Genomic DNA, 23,608 nt, shown 5'->3' with positions numbered 1-23,608 from the left:
GGGATTCATAATGGCAATGGCGTTAAAGGACAAAGTGGCGCTCGTTACCGGGGGCAATTCGGGCATAGGCGAAGCTGTCACGCGACGATTCATACAAGAAGGGGCAAAGGTCAGCATCATTGGACGCTCCGTGGAAACGCTGAAGAAAATGAAAGAGGAGTTTGGGGAAGACATTCTCATCAACCAAGGAGATGTAAGTAAATATGAAGACAATGAAAAAGCGGTGCAAGCCACCGTCGAGCAATTTGGCAAGCTTGATGTTTTCATTGCGAATGCAGGTGTCTTCGATGGGTTTGCGAAATTTGCCGATGTCACTCCGGATGCCCTGGCCGAAGCTTATGATTTTTTGCTTGATATTAATGTCAAAGGCTCTTTCTTCGGAGCAAAGGCTGCACTTGCGGAACTTCAAAAAACGAACGGCAACATCATTTTCACCGTTTCTGGTGCAAGCTTCTATCCTGATGGCGGCGGTGTTTGGTACACAGCAAGCAAGCACGCCCAAATCGGCTTGATGCGCCAGCTTGCATTCGAACTCGCTCCGAATATCCGGGTAAATGCAGTGGCTCCTGGTGGCACACTGACGGCATTGTCGGTCATTCCGCCACTGCGTCCATTCGTGAAAATCGTTGACAATGATACGAAAGCCAGCAGCATTAAAAAAAGAAACCCGCTTCAGCTGGCCCAGATGCCCGAAGATCATGTAGCAGCTTATGTCCTCCTGGCATCGGACGAAGCGCGTGCAATTACTGGTGAGGTCATTTCCAGCGATGGTGGATTGTCAGTTCGTGGACTAGGCTGAGTTCATGATCGAATAACGTTTAAGAGAAGGGGAATCAAATGGCTGAAGCACTATTGGGAAAGATTGGTTGTGAAAGATATCGTGGCTTGCAATCTATCATTTTCCAAACCGCGTGGCACAAAAAAGGCAGAACCATTTTTGACAGGTGACAGTACGGTTTCAAAAGTGATTTATAAGGGTGTGCCAACGGAGTCAAGATCTAAATGGGCATTTACCAACCGTCCAATTTGTGCTGATTGAACCGGATGAAAATCCAGGAACGATCCGGGAGTTTCTCGATGAAGCAGGGGAGGAATTCAGCATATCGCTTTAGAAGTGGATTTTATTCAAAAGAGAGTTCCCGTCATGGATGAAGGTGGAAATCCAGCTTGGCAAACGGATGAATTCAACTTAAGTGACCGACGATGTATATGTAAATACACAAGCTGATCTCAAAACGCTGGTAGAAATGCTCGAGAGTGCCGAGCCTCGGAAAACTTCTTGGAAAAACGATGAAGAGGTAACTATTCAGCCGCCATAAGGGACAAATAAGGTAGAAAGTTTGTTGTAAGAGATTCGGATGCGGCTTCAGAAGCAGACCGCAAGTTGTTGGGAATCGGAAAATAGGACATCATCGATTCGGGACCAGCCGACATATCGAATGTGAGTTAAAAAAGGCCAACCAACTGAAGGGAAAGCAAGATATACGTTCATCGTTACGCCCTTAATCCAGTTTGAATGGATCGGGTCCGACGAATCGTCCAGTACATGGAGGGAACATCTTGACACATTAGGAGAGGCAGTCCACCATATTGGTTTTTCCGCGGACGCCATGGATGAGAAACGGGCGATGCTTGTGGAAATGGGGTATCCGGTCATATAGACAGGAAATTTTTTAAATGGAAAAGGCCGATATGCAAAATATAACATCCACATACAAATGTTCATTGAATTACTGGAACGGTATGAAGGGTGAAGGGAATCCTGTATTCATAAAACCGTTCAGGACCGGGGCGGTTTGCACATACATAATGAAGAATAGCCAAACGTAAGGCGAAAGGTGTCATTCACGATTCACCGTTTAGGTAAGCATCCTATAAAAGGCCATGGAAGAAATGCTCCTGCCATGGCCTTTTATAGAGTTAGGGAGAATGAAGGAATGATGCTATTAATCAACCGATCTCGTTTTCAAAGGCCATTTTCGGTTTAATTCCCTAATAAAGGTCTTCACATTCTTTTTATCTTCCATGATGGGAGAATAAACATAGGAAAGCGTCCTATTAAAGGATTCATTCTTCAAGGGTATAGTGGAAAGGATTTTGGTTTGGACATCGCGCTCTATGACACTTCGGGAGAGGAGGGCAAGACCTCCTCCATGTTTGATTAATGTTTCCTTGATTCCTTGATTGCTGCTGATGGTAAGCATCGATTTAATTTTCAGGCCATTTGAACGTATCACATGGTTAAGGTATTCCCGCGTGCCGGATCCGACTTCCCTTGTTACCCATGCTTGGTCATGCAGGTCGGCAATTTCCACCTCAGTTTTGCATGCGAGCTCATGGTCGTTCGATGAAACGACGAATAACTCATCTTGCATAAACGGGTGTACGGAGAGCTCTTTTTCATTGGTTTGACCTTCGATCAAACCAATATCGACTTTATATAACCGAACGGCCTTAACGATTTCTTCCGTGTTTCCAATGACAACTTGAAGCTCAAGTTCAGGATAATCCTTCTGAAGGTCAATGAGCAGTGATGGCAGTATGTATTCTCCAATCGTAAAACTTGCGCCAATTTTTAACTCTCCTTTGATCGACCTATCATGTTCCTGAATGTCTTGGATGGTCTGTTCATAGATGGTAATCATTTGTTTAGCACGTTCGTAGAGAATTTCGCCCGTTAAGGTGACTTTTAAAAATTTAGGTGAACGAAGAAATAATTTCGTTTGGAACTCTTCTTCCAATTTCTTTACGTGCAAACTAACACTTGGTTGTGACATAAGGAGAATTTCTGCAGTTTTTGTAAAATTCTTGACTTCCACAAGCGTCACAAAAGTTTTTAAAGCATCATAATACATCGGAATACTCCCTCTATTATTAATATTCTTAATAGTAGCAATAAATTATATATATTTTACTAATGATGAGCACTCAGGTAAAGTATTATGAAGAACTTATTTTAACAATAGTATAGGTAAAGCAGGCTATTTTCCTTATTTACGTCAATTGTTCATTTGGCAGCAACCTATCGATTCCAGTTCCCTCCATGTATGAACTGAACTTTCTAAATTTTTTTGCATTTAAAACCGACTTGATCGATAGGAGTAAAAGAGTTAATTCATTTCATGGAGTGAATGAAAATAAGAATCTACTAAAATAAGTTTATATTCCTTTGTGAGGTGGAAATCGTGCAACTTCAGGTAAGTAACAGTCCTTTTAATCAGGAACAGGCAGAGCTTCTTAACAATCTCCTGCCTGGCTTGACAGTAAACCAAAAAGTTTGGCTGAGCGGTTATTTGGCTGCGTCTCTGTCAGTTTCCATTCCAGATACAGTCGCTGAACCGGTGACGGCAGCTCAAACCGATGCCCAGAAAATATCAAAAGAAGTTACCATCCTATATGGTTCACAGACCGGCAATGCACAAGGGGTGGCCGAGAATGCCGCAAGAACGCTCAAGGGTAAAGACTTTCAAGTAACGGTATCATCCATGAGCGATTATAAGGTGAATAATTTAAAAAAAGTCGAGAATCTTCTAATAATCGTTAGCACACATGGTGAGGGTGATCCGCCAGATAACACGATATCCTTCCACGAGTTTCTTCATGGCAGACGGGCATCAAGGCTTGATGATCTCCGCTTCTCTGTATTGGCGCTTGGTGACAGCTCGTATGAATTTTTTTGTGAAACGGGAAAACAATTCGATAAGCGATTGGAAGAGCTTGGCGGCACGAGGATTTTTCCGCGGATGGACTGCGATCTTGATTATGATGAGCCGGCTGCCGAATGGCTCGAAGGCGTCATTTCCAGTTTAAGCAAGGTGCAAGGCAATACTGTTTCACCCGTTATTGAACCGTTGGCACAAACGGCTGAAACTACATATTCGAGGACGAATCCGTTCAAGGCGGAAGTGCTGGAAAATATCAACTTGAACGGCCGAGGCTCCAATAAGGAGACGCGTCATGTCGAGTTGTCGCTTGAAGGCTCTGGAATTACATTTCAACCTGGCGACAGCCTTGGTATTTATCCGCAGAATGATTCAGCTTTAGTGGATATGCTCCTTCATGAACTCGATTGGGATCCAGAAGAAATGGTGAAGGTCAACAAGCAGGGAGACCTCCAGCCGTTCAGGGAAGCGCTCATCTCCAACTTTGACATAACCGTTTTAACTAAGTCACTGCTTGAGCAGGCGGCTGCGATTTCAGGTAGTGAGGAGTTAAAGGCGCTTGTATCACCTGAAAATGAAGCAAAACTAAAGGAATATCGCAAAGGCAGGGATTTGCTTGATGTTATCCGTGATTTTGGCTCATGGGGCGGGTCGGCACAAGAATTCGTTTCCATTCTCAGAAAAATGCCAGCCCGCCTTTATTCCATTGCAAATAGCTTGTCCGCTTATCCGGATGAAGTGCATTTGACAATCGGAGCTGTCCGCTATGAAAGTCATGGGCGGGAAAGAAAGGGCGTTTGCTCCATTTTATGTGCCGAGCGATTACAGCCAGGAGATAAGCTGCCCGTATACATTCAGCATAATCAAAACTTCAAGCAGCCCGTTGATGGGAATACACCAATAATCATGATTGGACCGGGTACGGGCGTTGCGCCCTTCAGATCGTTCATTCAGGAGCGCGAAGAAACGGAAGCAAGCGGGAAAACATGGCTCTTTTTCGGTGATCAGCATTTCGTGACGGATTTCCTTTATCAGACGGAATGGCAAAAGTGGTTGGAAACTGGAGCATTGACAAAGATGGATGTGGCCTTTTCGCGGGATACGGATGAAAAAGTGTATGTACAAAACCGGATGCTCGAGCATAGCGATGAATTATTTCGTTGGCTGCAGGAGGGTGCGGCGATATACATTTGCGGCGATGAGAAAAACATGGCACATGACGTCCACCATACGTTGATTGGAATCATTGAAAAAGAAGGTCGGATGAGTCATGCCGATGCGCAGGCCTACCTGGATGATATGCAACAGAATAAACGCTATCAACGTGATGTGTACTGAAACTATTGATGAAAAGGAGATAACAACATGGTGAACCGACTATTGAAAGCACCTGAAGGACTGCCGAGTGATGTTGAGCAAATAAAAGAAAGAAGCAACTATTTGCGCGGTACACTCGAAGAGGTGATGCAAGATCGCATTAGCGCCGGCATTCCGGATGATGATAATCGCCTGATGAAACATCATGGCAGCTATTTGCAGGATGACCGCGATCTGCGGAATGAACGCCAAAAGCAAAAGCTTGAGCCAGCCTATCAGTTCATGTTGCGTGTGCGCATGCCGGGCGGGGTCGCGTTGCCTTCACAATGGCTGGTCATGGATGATCTTGCCCACAAATATGGAAACGGTACCTTGAAATTGACGACAAGACAGACCTTTCAGATGCATGGCATATTGAAATGGAATATGAAAAAAACGATTCAGGAGATTCATGCGTCCATGCTCGACACCATCGCTGCATGCGGTGATGTCAATCGGAACGTCATGTGCAATTCGATCCCCTTCCAATCTGAAATCCATTCCGAAGTATATGAATGGTCGAAACAATTGAGTGATTATTTATTGCCACGGACAAGGGCGTACCATGAAATATGGCTGGATGAAGAAAAAGTTGTAGGCACCCCTGAATTGGAAGATATCGAACCGATGTACGGACCGCTTTATTTGCCAAGGAAGTTTAAAATAGGCATTGCTGTTCCTCCATCGAATGATATAGATGTATACTCCCAGGATCTGGGCTTCATAGCAATTGTTGAAAACGGAAAACTCGTTGGATTCAATGTGGCGATCGGGGGCGGTATGGGAATGACCCACGGTGATAAATCGACATATCCCCAGCTAGCTAAAGTAATTGGCTTTTGTAAACCTGACCAGATCCTTGAAGTGGCGGAAAAAGTCATTACGATTCAGCGTGATTACGGAAACCGTTCCGTAAGGAAAAATGCCCGTTTCAAATATACCGTTGACCGCCTTGGGCTCGAGACGGTAAAGAATGAACTGGAAAATCGCCTGGGTTGGCAGTTGGACGAGGCGGGGTCTTATCATTTTGATAATAATGGTGATCGTTACGGCTGGGTGAAAGGTTTACGAGGGAAGTGGCATTTTACCTTGTTTGTCGAAGGTGGCCGCATCGCGGATCGGAATGAGTACAAACTGATGACAGGTTTACGTGAGATCGCGAAAATTCATACAGGTGACTTTCGGCTGACTTCCAACCAAAACCTGATCATTGCCAATGTATCAAGTCAGGAAAAGAAAAAAATCAATGGTTTGCTTGCCGAATATGGATTGACGGATGGGGCAAACCATTCAGCCCTCCGCCGAAGCGCGATAGCTTGTGTATCACTTCCGACATGCGGACTGGCAATGGCGGAAGCGGAGCGTTATTTGCCGGTTTTGCTTGATAAAGTGGAGTCCATCGTTGATGAAAACGGATTGAGGGAAGAAGAAATCACGATACGAATGACCGGCTGCCCGAATGGCTGTGCCCGTCATGCACTTGGAGAAATCGGTTTTATCGGAAAAGCGCCTGGCAAGTACAATATGTATCTCGGTGCCGCATTCGATGGGAGCCGGCTAAGCAAGATGTACCGTGAAAATATCGGGGAAGCAGAGATTTTGAACGAGCTGCAGGTCCTGCTTTCACGATTTGCAAAAGAACGGACGGAAGGAGAGCATTTCGGTGACTTTGTCATCCGGGCCGGAATCGTTAAAGAAGTGACGGATGGTACGAATTTTCATGATTGATCCTTACAACAAAAACGAGACGGGAATGGCTTCCTGTCTCGTTTTTTGCGCTTGTCTTCATTCCGAAACCCCGGTTTGGAGGATGTCAGCTTTCGATTCTATACGAATGTCCATATTCGGATAAATGCTTTTCCATCGCTCATACGTCATTTTTTTATTTTTGGCGTGGAATTTTTCCTTTAAGCCAATCGGGTCGATGTTGCGTTTCTGAAAATCTTTAATAAGCCTGGTGGCCTGCTTCGTTAAGTCAGCTTCCATATCCTGTTCGATTTTTTTGATCATTTTTCGATTGGTAAGATTGTCACTTCTCATCGACTCTTTAATTTGCCCTTTTATTTTTAGCTTTATCGTCATCGATGGATGGCTCTCTGAGTCTGATATATGATAACTCGTGCCGCTTCTGATACTTTCCACTACAATATCGCTCTTATTCTTATCATCTAATTTGAATTTGTATATTCCCCTTCGATGGGATTGGACTAAAGTTTTGAAGACGAACATATCTCTTGAATGCACTTTGCTGACAATTTTATTTTCATGAAACAGGGCGACACCGGAAACAGACAAGTCATTTCCACGTTTTTTTATGATAGGGAGATAGGCATCACCGCCATTTTCCAAGGAATTCCCCAAGAAAAGGTGGAGGTTGGTGTCCGGTCCGTTACCTGTTTCATTTTGCTGATTGATAAGGTTCGATAAAAAAATTCCGATATTCACATTTGAATTCGATGGTTTTGTATGGATGACATCCTTGACCTTACCTTCGACGATGACGAGAAGAACCCTGTTACCGAGCTGGGGCTCACGGTAAAGATAATCCGTCAGTTCTGTCATCCCGATTTTATGAACGATTTTTTCACTGAATAAAACGATGCGAGTCTGTCCGAGTAGCACCGTTTTATCTGCTTTTTTTGAAACGGCAGCCTGCACATCACTTGTCGTTGATGAAGTCCCGGATAAGATTTGGTATTTACCCATTTTATCTTGTTGAAAGATAGGGATGACGAACATTCCTTCAACCTTATCATCCTTGATCATATCGTACCCGATGGCCTGGGCCATATTCACCTCGTCAACCACTCGTGGCTGGGCGCAGCTGCATAGAATCACAAAAGCCAAAATGACAGGAAGTAATTTTCTCATATACGATTCCTCTTTTTCTTAATATAGATGATGACCAAAAGAAGAGGCAGGTAGGAAACAAGGAAAATCACGCCGTAGGGATTGATGATCCGCGCCAATATATTAAGCGAATCGATATCAAAAAAGAAAATGTTGATCATCAGGATAATAAGCGACATCCCCCATAATGGATATTTTTGCTGGACATTGAATAATCGCTTGAACCCCCTGCTGGCAGCCCATAAGGAGATGGTCATATTAGGTATGATGACGATGGCCCACCAAGAAACATCTATATATTCAAAACGTTGAATAAAGGACAATTCAACGATGCTTGTCATGGAGAGGGTCGGCCATATGGTCATGACTAACTGCTTCTGCGAATAAAAAACGAGCGAAACCAGATAAATGAACAGGGTGGTCAATGTGGTCGACAAAGCGCCTCCATGAGCGTATTTTTGAGAAGACTTTGCGTCCCTGATGAAAGGGTAGAACATCAGGATCAGTTCAAATCCAATCATGGTTAAGGAAACATTTCTCGTTCCTTTCCATATATCCAAAATCGAGTGATCGAAAATGGGCAGTAAATTGGTGAATTCAGAGTATTTCATGGCATAGAAGAGAAAGAATAAAAGCCCAAAGGTCATGGTGGCGCTTAAAAAGGCTATGCCCGTAATCGTTCGGAAGCCTCCAGTATTGATATAGTAAATCAAGACCAGGAAGACCAGCGAAAAAGACCAGGCAGGAACCTCTTCAAACATCCATACATGTATGACCTGAATATAGCTGATCATGACCGTCAAGCTGAGAAGCAAAAAATAAAGGATGAAAAGCAGGCTGAAGAAGTTTCCCATCCATTTCCCGAATGCCTGATAATTGACAGTCAGGATATCTCCTGGCACAATGCTGAAAATCTTATAAATCACCCATATCAGCAAATGGACAATCAATCCCGCCAGTATTATCGATATCCAGCCATCCGTACCAGTGGATTTTGCTAAAACTCGTTGGAAGCTGAGCACACCAATTCCGGTTTGCATGGCATGCACTAAAAAAAACACATAAAAAGGCTGCACCTTGTCCTTTTCGTTAACACCAGCTGGGTTCATATAGGTTCCTCATTACGATCATTCATTAAAATCATTTTTTTTGATGATTTTCTGTTTCGGCTTTGATTGCCTCGCTGTATTTTCCGTTCGTAAATTGATGGGTCGCGATTTAAAAAGATTAAAGGGGAGCCGCACGAAGCTATCTTTCCAATCCTTTAAGTGGAACGGATAGATAGGCTCAAGGTACGGGTGCCCCATCGATGTCAGCTTAATAAGATGTGTCATTAAGAACACGGCCGAAATGGTAATTCCGAGCAGCCCCCAGATCTGGGCCCCGATCAAAAAGGGAAACCGCAGTAACCGGATGGCATTGCCCATTTTATAAATGGGGGTGACAAACGATGCCAGAGCGGACAAGGCAACGATGATCAACAAGATATTACTCGTCAGCCCCGCTACAACAGCAGCCTGTCCGATTACGATACCGCCGACGATACCCAATGTCTGACCAACCTTTGTCGGAAGCCTGGCAGCGGCCTCCCGCAGTAACTCAATCGAGATCTCCAAGAATAACGCTTCAATCAAAGGCTGGAAGGGGATCAAGTTTCTTGAAGTGACGATCGTTTCCAAAAGATCTTTAGGAATCAGTTCATAATGGTAAGTCAGGACAGCTACATATAGCGGCGTTGCGAATATCGAAAAAATGACCGCGAAAATCCTTAATAAACGAAATGCCGATGCTGGCACCCATGGCATGTTATAATCTTCCATCGTAATGAAGTACTCCAACAAAATGGTTGGGGCAATCAAGGCGGAAGATGACCGATCAACGATCATCGCCACTTTTCCTTCAGCCAAAGCACTGGCGATGCGGTCGGGCCTTTCCGTGTATAGAAAAAGGGGGAATAATGTACTTGTATCATCATAAAGCATTTGCGCCAGATGGGAGCCATCCAAGATTTCATCAAAATCTATTTCATTGATGCGCTGGATGACGGTTTCGACATTTTCATTGTCAACGATGCCATCAATGGACAAGACAGCCACTTTTGTTTTAGATAAGCTGCCCACGGTCAATTCAGTCACCTGCAAGCTTGGTACGGGAAGCCTTTTCCTTACAAGATTCAGATTGATATCGATATCCTCGACAAAAGCTTCCTGGGGACTTATGATCCCAAATTCAAGTTCCGGTTTATCAACCTGCCGCCCATGTTGGGCAACCACATTTATTAACAAACACTCATCAAGGTTTGCATCTAGCCTAATCGCGATATGCCCTCTCATGATTCGCTCTTCCACCACAATCTTCGTACTGGTGATGAGCGTGTCCTCGATTGGAATACTATCTCTCAATTTCTCCAAACTGATTTGTTCCAAGGTTGGTATCACTGACAGTACACTTTTGTGAAGCTCCTGTGCATCAATTAATGAACGATAATACGATACCCAATAACCTACGTCATTATATGAGCCTTGATGGTTTATAAAATCATAGGATGTAGAAAAGGAAATAAATAGTTCGCGTATTTCGGAATTTTTATTGATGCCGTCATCGTTATCCTTTTGTTGTGAGCTGCTTTGTCTGGATTTCCTGCGGTTAAACAATGTTCTCACCTCTTAACTCAAGCTTATGATGGTTAGCATTTGCAATTAAATGACAGATTAACCATTTTAGATTGTCGTTCAATCATTTTCACGAAAGAGAAAACGGTCTGGCAAGGAATAGGAAGCATCTATCCCGCCCCTCCCGAAAGTGATTCTCCAGTCGAATAAAAAATTGAAAAAAGAGGAAACTAAAAAAAATATACTCACTTTACAAAGGAGTTCACAATGGAAAGTAAATCCTTGCATATAAAATTGGATCAAACCCAGGAAAAATTGAAATCCATATTGGATATGCAGGATGATGTGGTTTTTAAAGAATTGTACATTCCCGGTTATGATCGCTCCGGAATATTCGTATTTGTCAATGGGACGATGGATTATCCAGCCTTCAATGAAATCGTCCTTGGTTTATCATCTGCCCAGATTGAAAAGAGCCATTCCGTTTCAGTCGAGCAATTGGTCATTTCCAAGATTTGTTCGGTAAAGGACGATGAAATTGAAACCTATGAAAAAGCCAAGGAGCATATTTTTGACGGGAAAACGCTCTTATTTATAGATGGAATAGCAAAGGGCTATGTCTTGAACCTCGAAAGAGAAAAAACACGCAATTTCACGGAACCTTCAACAGAGAGGGTTGTACGGGGCCCGAAGATGGGCTTTATCGAAAGCCTAAAGGAAAATATCGGGTTGATCAGGCAATATTCAAGCCATCCCAATCTCATTATCAAGCAACAAAAGGTAGGGACGTTGGAAAAACGTGAATTGGCGCTGATATATTATGAGGGAAAAGCAAGCGATAGATTAATAAAAGAAGTGAATAAACGGATAGATGGCGTGAAGGAAACGGACCTTCAGGATACAGGGATGCTGGAGGAATTAATCGAAGATACATCGTTTACCCCATTTCCGCAGATCCAAAATACGGAGCGCCCAGATAAAGTTTTATCTGCCTTGCAAGAGGGGAGAGTGGTGATCATGATCGACGGATCCCCGTTTGCGCTAATGGCACCAACGACGATCACGATGCTGCTGCAATCTCCCGATGATTATTATGAAAGATGGGTAGCGGGCACTTTCTTGCGGATCCTTCGGTATTTTTCGCTTTTTGTTACCGTTTTTCTATCTGGGATTTATATATCCTTGGTATCGTTCAACCCGGGATTGCTGCCGACAGAACTGGCGATGACCATCGCAGGAACAAGGGAGAATGTGCCATTCCCCCCGTTTGTCGAAGCCATCATCATGGAATTGACGATTGAACTGCTTCGAGAAGCGGGCATCCGTCTCCCAGCCCCGATCGGTCAGACAGTTGGATTGGTTGGAGGAGTCATCATCGGACAGGCAGCCGTGCAAGCGAATATCGTGAGCTCACTCATGGTGATCATCGTTGCCATCACGACAATCACTTCATTTACAGTCCCGCAATACAGCTTTGGGCTTGCGTTCCGGGCATTAAGATTCGGTGCGATGATTTTCTCTGCCGTCCTTGGTCTATATGGAACCACTTTATTCTTTATCCTCGTCATCAGCCATTTGTCCAAATTGACAAGCTTTCAAGAACCTTATTTTCAACCGCTCGATTTCATTGGGAAAAAGACTTGGAAGGATGCTTTCATCAGATTACCGAAACGAAAAAAAGGGGGGCGACTCTCTTGAACCATTTGGATGGCAAAATCATTAGTTCAGAATTGGCCGCAATCATTTCATGCAGCATGCTAGGAATTGGGATGCTGACGCTTCCAAGGACAATAACCGAAAAAGTTCACTCGTCCGATGGATGGATCGTCTTGATCCTTAACGGACTGCTAATTGGGTTGTTCATTTGCTTACTTGTTGCCATGTTAAAAAAACATCAGGTTACAAGTTATTATACCTATATGGAAGAGGCATACGGAAGGTTGCTCTCCAAAGTTATCGGTTTGCTCGTCGTACTGTACTTTGTAAGTGTGGCCAGTTTCGAAGTGCTTGCCATGAGTGAAATGGTCCGATTTTATCTGTTGGAGGATACCCCGGAAGAGATCGTGATTCTTACCTTGATTCTAGCAAGTGTGCATCTCTTGACAGGGAAAATTAAAGCGATAGCCAAAGTGTGTGTCTTCTTTCTGCCGTTGACTATTGTCATCGTCTTGTTCATTTACTTACTAAGTATTAGGATTGTCGATTTAAAAAACATACAGCCTGTCCTTGGCAAAGGCTTCCTGCCCGTGATGAAAGGGATGGGCACCGGTACCTTGTCCTTTTTTGGAATTGAGCTTTTCATCTTCCTGTTTGGTTTAGTGAAAAATCAAAAAAAGGTAAGGAGCGGGGTTTTACTCGGTTTTTTCATTCCCGTAATCTTATATGTGATTACATATGTTCTGGTTGTGGCTGCTTTGACTGTACCGGAAGTGAAAGCCGTCACCTGGCCAACGATTTCATTTATACAATCGTTTGAGGTGAAGGGAATATTCATCGAGCGTTTGGAGCTATTTCTTTTGATCACCTGGATCCTCCAGTTTTTTTGTACCCATGCAATTTACTCTTATTTTGCAGCAGAAGGCATGACGAAAATCTTCAACAATTCGTATACAACGAACCTGATCGTTCTCGTTCCCGTCATGTTCATCCTGGCGGAGATTCCGAAAAATACAATCCAGATTTTTAAGATGAGCGATATGCTGGGCTATGTTTTCCCTGTTATATTGATTGGCTTGCCCATTGTAACATTCGTGATCGTTCAAGTGAAAAGGAGTCGAAGAAGCCGATGAAAAGGTTATGGGTACTCTTGCTTATACCATTGCTTTCGGGCTGCTGGGACAGTGAAAACATCGAGGATTTATCCCTTGTGGTAGGAGTGGGAATCGATTTAAGTAAGAACAAAAACGAAATCAAGTTAACTCAGCAAATTCTCGTACCTCCTGGCTATAGCTTGCAGGAAAATCAAGCTAAATTAAAATATAAAAATGTTACCGTCAGTGCGAAAACGCTTCATGAGGCAATACGGGATTCCTTGCTCCTAACCAATACGGTCTTGACAAATCATCAACGAATTTTGCTCATCAATGAAGAAGTGTTAAGGGAAATCCGCATGGAAGCCATCATCAATCAGTCGATACGTGACAACAATACAAGAAGAAGCTGCTTTGTTTTTTTAACGAAAAGACCGACGAGGGAAATATTGGAGAGAGCGGACGACGGGGAGATTCCTTCTAATGTGATCTATGAATTGAAAGATAATGATAAGCGAACGAATAAAATCCTCCCCCCTTTAACATTGGGACAGGCTTCCTCCAGTTTACAATCAGATGGAAGCTTTGCCATCCAGGCTGTTGATATCAAAGGGGGAAAATTAATTTTGCAGGGAGCTGGGGTGATCAACGATTCAAAGTTGGTCGGGCTCATGAATAATAAGGATATCGAATCACTGAATTGGTTGAGTGGATCAGTGAAGGGCGGAATAATCGAAACGGCCCATCATGGTAAACCTTTCAGCGTTGAAGTGGACAAGAGGAGAAGCCGGAAAATCAGGACAGATTTGGACGGAGATCATTTGACGATCAATATTTCTGTAGCATACACAGCAAGACTTTCGGAAGATTGGTATGGCAAGGAAAATTCCTTCAAAGAAAGCTATTTAAAAGAAGCCGAACGTGATGCGGAGGAGAAGGTGACACGAGACGTCGAAAAGGTTGTCTGGAAATTGCAGCATCAATATAAAACGGGGGTAGCGGGGTTGTTCCGTTATGTGGAAAATCAGCATCCAGAGTATTGGGAGAAAAATAAGGAGAACTGGGACAAAATTTTCAGTGATGCCGATATCAATTACCAAATCGACTTAGAAATCATCGACTTTGGCTCAAAAGGTGGGATTAAGTGATTGTTCATAAATAAGCCTTCCTGAAGGGAAGGTTCCAGATTGTAGACAAAAGGGGGTTCGGAATGGAAATATTCCGAACCCCCTTTTAAAATTTCCTTTTGATTTTCGGCTAAAGTCAAGAGATAGGACTACTAAGAGCCCATTATAATAGGACATTTTTGGACCTTTCCATCTTTTGCCATAGCTTTTGAGAGGCACCTATCTTTCTATAGCAATCATTTCAAGTTGATGATTAGAATCATGCATGGAATGCATCCTCTTCCCCTCAAATTTTAAATCAAAAAAGACCTAAGGCAAAAGAGTTGTATCAAAAAATAAAAGTCCATTTGATTGGAGCGTGTGTACGCGGCTGCTGCAGGAAAAGAGCGTCTACTTGAGCCTTAGCGACGCTTGCGGCATGCGCACTTCCAAGTTCATAGGTTATATGTTCTTGGCAGGTTCGTAACTTCATGTGCAACCCGTATCCCCGATTGGATTCCTCCTTCGATCCAGGCTGGGGACGTTGAGGTATGCTCCCCTGCGAAGTGGACCCTGCCTTCAGGGGTGGGGATGTAGGGGAACAGGTCTGTTTCCTGACCAGGCTTAAACATGGAGAAAGCCCCATATGCATACTGGTTCAAAGTCCAGCTATAGGAAGCACCGGTTAAAAACTGATCGTATACTTGTTTTCCATGCACTTTTTCCAGATTCTTCAACGCATTTTGGATTCGGTCTTGTTCAGGAAGAATATCCCATAACGTGGCGTCATCTTCCCACGTATAGCTGGCCAAGAGAAGGCCGGATTCACTTTGATTAAACATGCTGTTAGGGTAATAAGCAAACCTGATGGGAAGGTCGGTCGACAATTTACCGCCGAATATCCCTTCCCGCTCCCAAAACCGCTGCCTGAATTGAAGACCGATTTTTGTCGATGCAGCGTAATGAAGTTCCCTGATAGCCTTCCACTTATTATGCGAAAAGGAATTCCGGGGCTCAATTTCGATAAAGGACAATAATTGAAGTGGGATCGTCACGATGGCAAGATCTCCGGTGACCGTTAAAGGCCTGTTGCTTTGAGTATGTTTAGAATCAATGGTGACCTGATTATTTTGTTGGATGATTTTTGTCACCTGATAATTAAAATTCAGATTTTCCTTCAATTCCGGTAGAAATGCATAGGGGAGCCGATCGTTGCCGCCCTCGATTGCATAGAAATTGATATCCGGATTAAAGAGCGGCATTAACTCGCGAAGGATCGCAGGAAAAGACAGCTCGGGGAAGCCCTCCAAGCCTAAAAGGACCTTTATGCTTTCAATCGCCCCCGTGGAAAGGCTGATCCCTACTGGATTGTATTGCAAAAAGAAGCTCATGGAGTATTTATCGAAGTCTCTAATGACGATGCTCCAATTATTGACAGGGTCTTGATTGATGAAGTCAGTCACCGGCTTAATTGCCAAATTAAGCAATTCTTCAGCTGTTTTCCCTCTTTCACGTGGTGCTACCGGATATTTCAGTATATCCGGATCTTGTTGGTATATGGCAGCCGTCGTCTTGATGCCATTTACATAAATGGGGTCATTTGGAGTCGTATTGGCAAAAGAGAGGGTCCGTAATTGGTATTTTTTAATATATTCAGCGACTAAATAGTGATAATTCGGGATGCGCATGGCACCAGCCTCAAGATAGGCATCATCTAGAAATGGCGCCCTCATAGTCAATATGCGCCCGCCGAGCCTTCCGCTTGCTTCCAATATTGTTACCTCATGTCCTGCTTCCTTTAAAAGGGAAGCGGCAACTAATCCAGAAATGCCGGCTCCAACGATGATGATCTTTTTTGGAGTAAAGGAAGGTCCCAGTCCATTTTTAATGACAGCGAGCATCTGATCGGGTGAAAGCGGGTCGTTGGAAAAGGCCAAAAAAAAACTCTCCTCTCTGATTAAACATTCCTAATCGGGGATTTACTCTATCATATTCTAAAAGGTTCACCATTTATGAAGATTATTGATTAATTGGTTCCTTCATCAACAAAAATCATTCCACTAGTCAATAAAAAGGGTCCGTAAAGATACTGAATATATATCAACAGAAACCTCGCCAGAATATTCATTTCATTAGTTCCTCAAAAAACCTTTCAGCTAAGCAACTATATTAATGGATCCCATGAAAACTTAGTTTGTGGGATTTTATTAAATATTTTCCTTTCCTGCGGAGATACTACCAAGAGACAAAGGTTAGAAAGGAAGAAAGTATGGATCATTTACAAATGGCCCGTGCAATGTTCGGGACGAATATGGCAGTACATATCATATTTGCGACGATAGGCGTCGGGTTGCCGATGATGATGTTGGCCGCGGAATTGATGTATCAAAAAACAAAGGACCTACAGTATGTTGTCATGGCCAAACGATGGACGAAAACATTAGGGGTGCTCCTTGGAGTCGGAATCCCCACAGGTACGATTGCTGGTGTGCAGCTATCCCTTTTATGGCCTGGATTCATGGAAGTGATTGGTCGAGTGATGGCGCTTCCGTTCCAAATCGAGATTTATGCATTCATGGTTGAGGCATTGTTCATGTCCATTTATGTGTATGCAGCTGAAAAAATCAAGCCATGGGCACGAATCGTGAGTTTGTTTTTTGTCGCATTCGGAGCATTGGCATCGGCTGTATTGATTTCAAATGTGCATGCATTTGAAGGAACGCCCGCCGGCTTCCGGTTTGAAAATGGGGAAATAGTCGATGTGGATCCTTGGGCGGCTTTTTTCAATCCAAGCTTCTTGGTGACAGCAGGGCATACGGCGCTTACGGCATATACAACAGGTGCTTTTGTCGTAGCGGCAGTTGCTGCGTATAAAATGTTGAAGAACAAATTCGGAACCACAGAATTTAATTTTCACCAAAAAGCGCTGAAGCTTAGCATCGTCTTGGGTTTGGTTTTTTCTTTTTTGACAGCGCTCAACGGACATGCGACCACACAGCATTTGTACCGCGAGCAGCCAGAGAAATTAGCGGCTGCCGAAGGCTTGTTCGAAACCACGGACCACGCTGGTCTTACCTTATTCGGTTATACCGATCGGGAAGCCCAGGAAGTGAAGTATGGGATTGAATTTCCTTGGCTCTTAAGCTTTTTATCAGGCAATAGTTTCGATACGGTCGTAAGGGGCTTGAACGATTTCCCTGAGGAGTATTGGCCGCCTCTTTATGTCCATATTTTATTCAATGCGATGGTGCTCATTGGTTCAGGTTTAATCGCTTTATCTCTGTTTGCTTTGGTTTGGAGTAAGTGGTTGAAAAAGGAAACCTATCCAAAGTGGATTCTCTGGTTATTTGTGGCGGCGGGTCCGTTTTCGGTGATTTCTATCGAATGTGGCTGGATTTATGCTTGTACAGGCAGGCAGCCCTGGACGATATACAGGATGCTTACCACTGCGGACTCCGTCACAACCTATGAGAATCTTGGATTTTTATTCACGATGTTCATTATCGTATATATCGTGTTGTGCGTGTCAGTCGTGTTTACATTGCTGTACTATTTCAAACGAAATCCGATAAGTGAGGATATATATAAAGCCGAACAAAAAGATGTGAGGCTCTTTGATTCCAATTCATGAAAGGAGGAAGGCAAATGAGCGATGCTCTTCTTGCAATTACGTTGGTTTGGGGCTTTATTTTTCTTTATGCCATCATGGCCTCGATGGATTTTGGTGCTGGTTTCTGGGCGATGACTTACATTAAAAAGGAAGAAACGAACGCTACGAAGATAGCGAACAGCTATTTATCGCCAACTTGGGAAGTGACCAATACATTTGTCGTCGGACTTGTCATTGCAATCTACAGCTTATTCCCAGGTGCGGTTTTCCCAATTGGAGTGGCCTTAATCGTTCCAGCAAGCCTGATATTGGTTTTGCTTTGTATCAGGAGTGCTTTCTTGGTTTTCTCCCATAGCGTAGACAAATATGAAAAAGTGCTGACGTATATTTCAGGGATTACGGGCTTGATCATCCCCGGCCTTTTGATCAGTGTCTTGCCTATCACACATCTAGGGTTTGTCGAAGGGGTGAAGGGGAATGAAGAGCTGAATTTAACGAAGCTTTTCACGAGCCCCAATGAATATGCCTTCTTGTTGTTCGGTGTATTCAGTACACTTTTTTTATCTTCCTTACTCCTATCCGACTACTCAAAGCAAGCGGATGAAATGAAAGCTTACAAAATCTATCGCAGGGATGCGATGATAACCGGACCGCTAATGCTAGTCATGGCCTTGCTGGTAATGGTTACATTAAAAAACGAAGCGAACTGGATTTATGTAGAAATGATGAAAAAATCATCATTATTACTTGTTTCGCTAGTCTTTTTTGTCTTAGCGGGGATAGCGCTTTATCTTCCCTATTTTTCTAAACGTGAGGTCAAAGGGATGCCGCGTCTCGCCGTCATTGCGATCATCATTCAATATTTGATCGGCAGCTATGTGTATGGCCTTGCCCATTTACCTTACATCATATATCCAAATGTCACGATCCATTCAGGCTTTACCGACCCTGCATCCTTCAGGGCAGTGTTTGCCACTTACATCGTAGGCTTTGCAATATTGGTTCCAGGTTTCTACTATTTCTGGTCGATCTTCATGAAGGACCAGCGCCGTAAGTTCAAACGACGACAAATGACCAATTAGTCCATCCTTTGAAAAGAGAGGTTATCACGATGAAAAAGTTAGATTTGCTAAAATATGCGGTTTTAGTTCTTTCACTCTTTGTGAGCTATCAGGCGGTTGAAGCGCATGATAAGAATTTTCAGGTTGATGGCACTTACATCTCCACAAAAAGGGATGTAACAGGGGACCAGAAAATAGACATCATCCAGGTTCACGGGCTGCCTTATAAAGCGGGAAGCAAGTTCCTGAAGCAAATTGAGTTGATTGTCGAAAGCGATCGCCGTACGATCAGCGTACCGTTAGAAGCTGGGTATGATCCTGAACTAAAGGTAGCGGACTTGAATAATGATGGACTGCAGGACATATTGGTCACGGTATTGATGGAAGGCAAGGATCGTTTGATCACAAGCCGTGCCTATACATTCAAGGATGGAAAAGTACATGAACTGGACATGCCTCCATCCGTGCCTGTAACGGCACAATTTTTGGACGGATACAAGGCGAAAATCAGTATTGAAGGACAAAAGCCTGTAGTGATGGATATCCGTTCAAGAAAAAAAGAATACGATGATTTGGGCATTTATCAGGACGGAAAGCTGAATGAACCGACAGAGCTTTTGGTGAATCCATACACGACGCTTGATATCAAATCAGTCTTTGGAAAAAGGAAGCGACTTATCGGAATCCAAAAAGTGAACGGGGCCGATGAACGTGATCCATTATTGGAAATCCAGTCGGTATGGACGTACGAAAATGAATGGAAACTTGTAAAAGCCAAGGTAAAAGAAATCAAGGCAAACAAGCAAACAAGGAGATAGAAAATATTTAAAATAGAATGAAGGAAGATGACAGCTCTTAATCTTGAGGGCTGTTTTTCAATTATATTTAAAAATTGACAATTTTTAAATATTTGGTAAAATCGAAATGAATCCAGTTTTATACATAACGGGTTATTGTCCACTGGATTAAATGTAAGCGGATACAAAGGTGGAGGTGCAGACCTACGGAGTTAAAGGAAAAAATAATAGAAAAATCGTTGACTCTCTTCGAACAGCATGGCTACCATGGTGTCTCCGTTAACGAAATCGTTAAGGCATGCGGAACAAGCAAGGGTGGTTTTTATCACCATTTCTCTTCCAAAGATGAGCTTTTATTTGTCATTCATGATTATTTTATTTCATATGTATTAACAAATGCACAGGAAGCCATATCAGCAAGTACACATCCAGCCGAAAAAATGAAAAAGATCATTCAATCATTCGTAAAAGTGTTTGACCTGTATCAACCGCACATTTCAGTATTCTATCAAGAAAGCATTTACTTAAAACCGCCATATGTGGAAGCCATTATGAAAAAGCGAAAGATGTATAAAGAAATTATATTTTCCGTCATCGAGGAAGGAATTGAAAAAGGCGTGTTCCGCAGCGAATTGCCGGTAGAAATCACCGGTATGTCGATCCTGGGGATGGTTAACTGGTCCTACAAATGGTACAAAAGGGACGGCGGAAAAACGATCGATGAAATCGGAGAGATATATATCGATTTAATCCTTCATGCATTATTGACGGATAAGTAAATGGAAAAGGAAAGCTCCCAGCCATCTTTACCCCATATCGCATAGATTATGGAATAAAGCGAAAAGGTGATTTGCACAGACCAACTAGTCGGTCTTAAATAGGAAGGGGAAGTGACAAATGGATTTCTCACTTACGAAAGAGCAGCAAATGATTAAGGAAATGGTTCGGGAATTTGCCGAAAAGGAAATCAAGCCAATTGCCATTGAATTGGACGCCAAGTCAATGTTCGCAGAGGATGTTTTCAAAAAAATGGGTAAACTCGGGTTACTAGGCATTCCTTTTCCTGAAGAATATGGCGGTTCGGGCGGCGATACGATTTCCTATGCCATCGCAGTTGAAGAAATCGGCAAGGCTTGCGGTGGAACCGGATTAAGCTATGCAGCTGCCGTTTCACTCGGAGCAAGTCCGCTTTATTATTTCGGTACCGAGGAACAGAAGCAAAAATATCTCGTTCCAATCACGACCGGCGAGACTCTGGCAGCCTTTGGATTGACAGAGCCGAATGCAGGCTCCGATGCAGGCGGTACGAGAACGACTGCCAAATTGGATGGTGATGAATATGTAATAAATGGTGAGAAAACGTGGATCACAAATGCCAGCTATTCAAGAACCATCACCGTTACTGCAGTATCGGGCAAGGATGCAAGGGGCAAGAACATCATCTCGGCATTCATCGTGCCAACCGATACGAAAGGGCTTACGATTAATAGCAATTATGAAAAAATGGGTGTCCGTGCTTCCAATACATGTGAAATCATCCTTGATAATGTCCGCGTTCCGAAGAAGAACTTATTGGGTGATCCAGAGAAAGGGTTCAAACAGTTTTTATTCACGCTGGATGGCGGAAGGATTTCGATTGCAGCTTTGGCAGTGGGCATTGCCCAGGCAGCCTTCGATAAGGCTTTGGCTTTTTCAAAGGAGCGCATTCAATTCGGGAAATCGATTTCAAGTTTCCAGGCGATTCAGTTCAAGCTTGCAGACATGGCCATGGAAATTGAATTGGCAAGGAATATGGTCCATAAGGCAGCTTGGTTAAAAGACATGAAAAAACCGTTTGCAAAGGAAGCGGCCTACGCCAAGCTGTTTGCAAGTGAAACCGCATTCAGGGCCAGTAATCAAGCGATTCAAATCCATGGCGGTTCAGGTTATATGAGGGAGTACGAAGTGGAACGTTATTTAAGGGATGCCAAGCTGTTGGAAATCGGTGAGGGCACATCTGAAATTCAAAGAATCGTGATCGCCAGGCAATTAGGGTGCTGATATGTAAGTGACGCAGATGAACCATGATGGTTGGATTCATTTTGGGTGATGGCAGATATTATCTATACAGCAAAGAGCGTTCATTCTTACCTTTATTCGATAGGAGGAATATGATGTCTGATTTGCTAGATGTTACGATCGGAAAACTGCTTGAAATGACCGCAGGGCGATATGGTGAGAATGAAGCGGTGGTGTACCATGAACTAGGCTTTCGCCATACGTACAGCGAATTTGAAAAAATTTGCAGGAAGGCAGCCAGGGGGTTTATGTCACTCGATATTAAAAAAGGGGAGCATATCGCCATCTGGGCGACCAACAAGCCGGAATGGCTCATTTCTCAATTTTCCACAGCGAAAATGGGCGGGGTATTGGTTACGGTCAATACGAATTACCGTACGAGTGAACTGGAGTATCTGCTCAAGCAATCTGATTCGACGACGATGATCCTGATGGAGCAGTACAAGGACCATTCGTATATGGATACGCTTTATGAAATTGTACCTGAATTGAAAACTGCAAAACCAGGAAAGTTGCAGTCTAAGAAACTGCCAAAATTGAAAAACATCATCGTTCTAGGGGAAACACGGTACCCGGGCACATTTTCATGGGATGAAGTCATGGACGGAAGCCGCTCCATTTCGGAGGAGTCCCTTGACGGAAGGATGGGGGAATTGACTCCCGATGATGTTATCAATATGCAATACACATCAGGGACGACAGGATTTCCAAAAGGCGTGATGTTAACGCATTCAAACCTGGTCAACAATGGATTGAATGTCGCTGCATGCATGAAGCTTACAAAGGATGACAGGCTTTGCATCCCTGTCCCGCTGTTTCATTGTTTCGGCTGTTCCCTCGGCTCGATGGCTTCCGTTTCTGTTGGGGCGACGATGGTTCCTCTTGTGGAATTCAATCCCCGAACGGTCCTCCAGACGGTGGAGGCAGAAAAATGCACGGGGCTTCACGGCGTTCCGACCATGTTCATATCGGAACTTAATCTTGATGACTTCGACCAATACAATTTACGTTCTTTACGTACTGGTATCATGGCAGGCTCGACCTGTCCGATCGAGGTCATGAAAAGCGTGGTCAACAAGATGGGGATTTCCGAAATTACGATCACTTACGGGCAAACGGAATCGTCTCCTGGGATTACCATGACCAGAACGGATGACCCGATTGAACTTCGTGTTTCTTCAGTGGGAAGGGCCCTGCCGAAAGTGGAAGTCAAGATTGTCGATCCGGCCACAGGAGAAGAGGTCCAATCGGGTATGCAAGGGGAACTTTGTTCAAGGGGATATCATGTAATGAAGGGATATTATAACAACCCTGAAGCTACGGAGCTCGCAATAGACGGGGAAGGCTGGCTTCATACGGGAGATTTAGCGGTCATGGATGAAAATGGCTACTGCAAAATAACAGGCAGGCTGAAAGACATGATCATTCGCGGCGGTGAAAATATATATCCGCGTGAAATAGAGGAATTCCTCTATCAGCATCCTGCCATAGTCGATGTCCAGGTGCTTGGCGTCCCTGATCAAAAGTATGGGGAAGAAGTGGCGGCATGGATCATCTTGAAGCCGGGGGAAACTTTGACGGAGCAGGAAGTGGCAGATTATTGCAAAGGGAAAATATCGTTTCATAAAATTCCGCGGCACATCCATTTCACGGAAGCTTATCCAATGACCGCATCAGGAAAAATTCAAAAGTATAGGCTGCGTCAACAAACGCTTGACCTGCTAACGGGACGCACTAATTAAGGAG

Annotated in this window: 18 protein-coding genes; 13 read left to right on the top strand and 5 right to left on the bottom strand. The window is 43.7% G+C overall.

Going from position 1 to position 23,608, the window contains the following annotated elements; all coding sequences use genetic code 11:
• Positions 1 to 10 precede the first annotated feature (10 nt).
• Positions 11 to 799 (top strand): SDR family NAD(P)-dependent oxidoreductase, encoded by a 789-nt coding sequence (locus AS888_RS07180; protein WP_260320147.1) that lies wholly within the window; start codon positions 11 to 13, stop codon positions 797 to 799.
• A 178-nt stretch (positions 800 to 977) separates the two neighbouring features.
• On the top strand, positions 978 to 1,112 hold the full coding sequence (locus AS888_RS26735) for a hypothetical protein (RefSeq protein WP_260320146.1): 135 nt from the start codon (positions 978 to 980) through the stop codon (positions 1,110 to 1,112).
• Positions 1,113 to 1,946: 834 nt separating this feature from the next.
• On the opposite strand, the gene AS888_RS07175 is transcribed toward AS888_RS26735, so the two are convergent.
• Entirely contained in the window at positions 1,947 to 2,855 is a 909-nt protein-coding gene (locus AS888_RS07175) for a LysR family transcriptional regulator (protein WP_061141471.1), read from the bottom strand.
• A gap of 330 nt (positions 2,856 to 3,185) precedes the next feature.
• Here AS888_RS07175 and AS888_RS07170 point away from each other — a divergent pair, with 330 nt between their 5' ends.
• Positions 3,186 to 5,000 carry an assimilatory sulfite reductase (NADPH) flavoprotein subunit gene (locus AS888_RS07170; RefSeq protein ID WP_061141470.1) on the top strand — a complete coding sequence of 605 codons (1,815 nt, stop codon included), beginning with the start codon at positions 3,186 to 3,188 and terminating at the stop codon, positions 4,998 to 5,000.
• A 27-nt stretch (positions 5,001 to 5,027) separates the two neighbouring features.
• Positions 5,028 to 6,746: an assimilatory sulfite reductase (NADPH) hemoprotein subunit gene (gene cysI / locus AS888_RS07165; RefSeq protein ID WP_061141469.1), complete on the top strand. Its 1,719-nt coding sequence runs from the start codon at positions 5,028 to 5,030 to the stop codon at positions 6,744 to 6,746.
• 57 nt (positions 6,747 to 6,803) lie between these two features.
• On the opposite strand, the gene AS888_RS07160 is transcribed toward cysI, so the two are convergent.
• From AS888_RS07160 to AS888_RS07150, 3 genes are read right to left on the bottom strand one after another with little or no spacing between them, the layout of a single operon-like run.
• Complete coding sequence (locus AS888_RS07160) at positions 6,804 to 7,889, bottom strand: Ger(x)C family spore germination protein (protein ID WP_061141468.1); 1,086 nt, start codon at positions 7,887 to 7,889, stop codon at positions 6,804 to 6,806.
• A complete protein-coding gene (locus AS888_RS07155) occupies positions 7,886 to 8,977 on the bottom strand; it encodes a GerAB/ArcD/ProY family transporter (RefSeq protein ID WP_061141467.1) in 1,092 nt (363 codons plus the stop codon). Before AS888_RS07155 ends, AS888_RS07160 begins: the two co-directional genes overlap by 4 nt.
• 18 nt (positions 8,978 to 8,995) lie before the next feature.
• Complete coding sequence (locus AS888_RS07150) at positions 8,996 to 10,462, bottom strand: spore germination protein (RefSeq protein WP_155645432.1); 1,467 nt, start codon at positions 10,460 to 10,462, stop codon at positions 8,996 to 8,998.
• Between the two features lie 285 nt (positions 10,463 to 10,747).
• On the opposite strand from AS888_RS07150, the gene AS888_RS07145 reads away from it, so the two are divergent.
• The 3 genes from AS888_RS07145 to AS888_RS07135 are packed head-to-tail and all read left to right on the top strand — an operon-like array spanning position 10,748 to position 14,378.
• Positions 10,748 to 12,178 (top strand): spore germination protein, encoded by a 1,431-nt coding sequence (locus AS888_RS07145; RefSeq protein ID WP_061141465.1) that lies wholly within the window; start codon positions 10,748 to 10,750, stop codon positions 12,176 to 12,178.
• On the top strand, positions 12,175 to 13,269 hold the full coding sequence (locus AS888_RS07140; RefSeq protein ID WP_260320145.1) for a GerAB/ArcD/ProY family transporter: 1,095 nt from the start codon (positions 12,175 to 12,177) through the stop codon (positions 13,267 to 13,269). Before AS888_RS07145 ends, AS888_RS07140 begins: the two co-directional genes overlap by 4 nt.
• A complete protein-coding gene (locus AS888_RS07135) occupies positions 13,266 to 14,378 on the top strand; it encodes a Ger(x)C family spore germination protein (protein WP_061141464.1) in 1,113 nt (370 codons plus the stop codon). The genes AS888_RS07140 and AS888_RS07135 overlap by 4 nt, the downstream gene beginning before the upstream one ends.
• A 413-nt stretch (positions 14,379 to 14,791) precedes the next feature.
• Here the strand turns inward: AS888_RS07135 and AS888_RS07130 are convergent, their stop codons facing one another.
• Positions 14,792 to 16,237, bottom strand: coding sequence for a flavin monoamine oxidase family protein (locus AS888_RS07130; protein WP_061141821.1), 1,446 nt, complete (start codon positions 16,235 to 16,237; stop codon positions 14,792 to 14,794).
• 368 nt (positions 16,238 to 16,605) lie between these two features.
• Between AS888_RS07130 and AS888_RS07125 the strand changes: the two genes are divergently transcribed.
• The 6 genes from AS888_RS07125 (at position 16,606) to AS888_RS07100 (ending at position 23,604) form a co-directional block, all read left to right on the top strand.
• Positions 16,606 to 17,967, top strand: a complete 1,362-nt coding sequence (locus AS888_RS07125; protein ID WP_061141463.1) for a cytochrome ubiquinol oxidase subunit I — start codon at positions 16,606 to 16,608, stop codon at positions 17,965 to 17,967.
• 14 nt (positions 17,968 to 17,981) lie between these two features.
• Positions 17,982 to 19,028, top strand: coding sequence for a cytochrome d ubiquinol oxidase subunit II (locus AS888_RS07120; protein ID WP_061141462.1), 1,047 nt, complete (start codon positions 17,982 to 17,984; stop codon positions 19,026 to 19,028).
• Positions 19,029 to 19,057: 29 nt separating this feature from the next.
• On the top strand, positions 19,058 to 19,825 hold the full coding sequence (locus AS888_RS07115) for a hypothetical protein (protein WP_061141461.1): 768 nt from the start codon (positions 19,058 to 19,060) through the stop codon (positions 19,823 to 19,825).
• Positions 19,826 to 19,986: 161 nt separating this feature from the next.
• A complete protein-coding gene (locus AS888_RS07110; protein WP_061141460.1) occupies positions 19,987 to 20,583 on the top strand; it encodes a TetR/AcrR family transcriptional regulator in 597 nt (198 codons plus the stop codon).
• Positions 20,584 to 20,701: 118 nt separating this feature from the next.
• Positions 20,702 to 21,844, top strand: a complete 1,143-nt coding sequence (locus tag AS888_RS07105) for an acyl-CoA dehydrogenase family protein (protein ID WP_061141459.1) — start codon at positions 20,702 to 20,704, stop codon at positions 21,842 to 21,844.
• Between the two features lie 113 nt (positions 21,845 to 21,957).
• Complete coding sequence (locus AS888_RS07100) at positions 21,958 to 23,604, top strand: AMP-binding protein (protein ID WP_260320144.1); 1,647 nt, start codon at positions 21,958 to 21,960, stop codon at positions 23,602 to 23,604.
• Positions 23,605 to 23,608 lie beyond the last annotated feature (4 nt).

This window comes from Peribacillus simplex (assembly GCF_001542915.1).
GTDB lineage: Bacteria > Bacillota > Bacilli > Bacillales > DSM-1321 > Peribacillus > Peribacillus simplex_B.
Note: the sequence above shows the minus strand (reverse complement) of the source record. Positions and strands in the feature narration are given on the sequence as shown.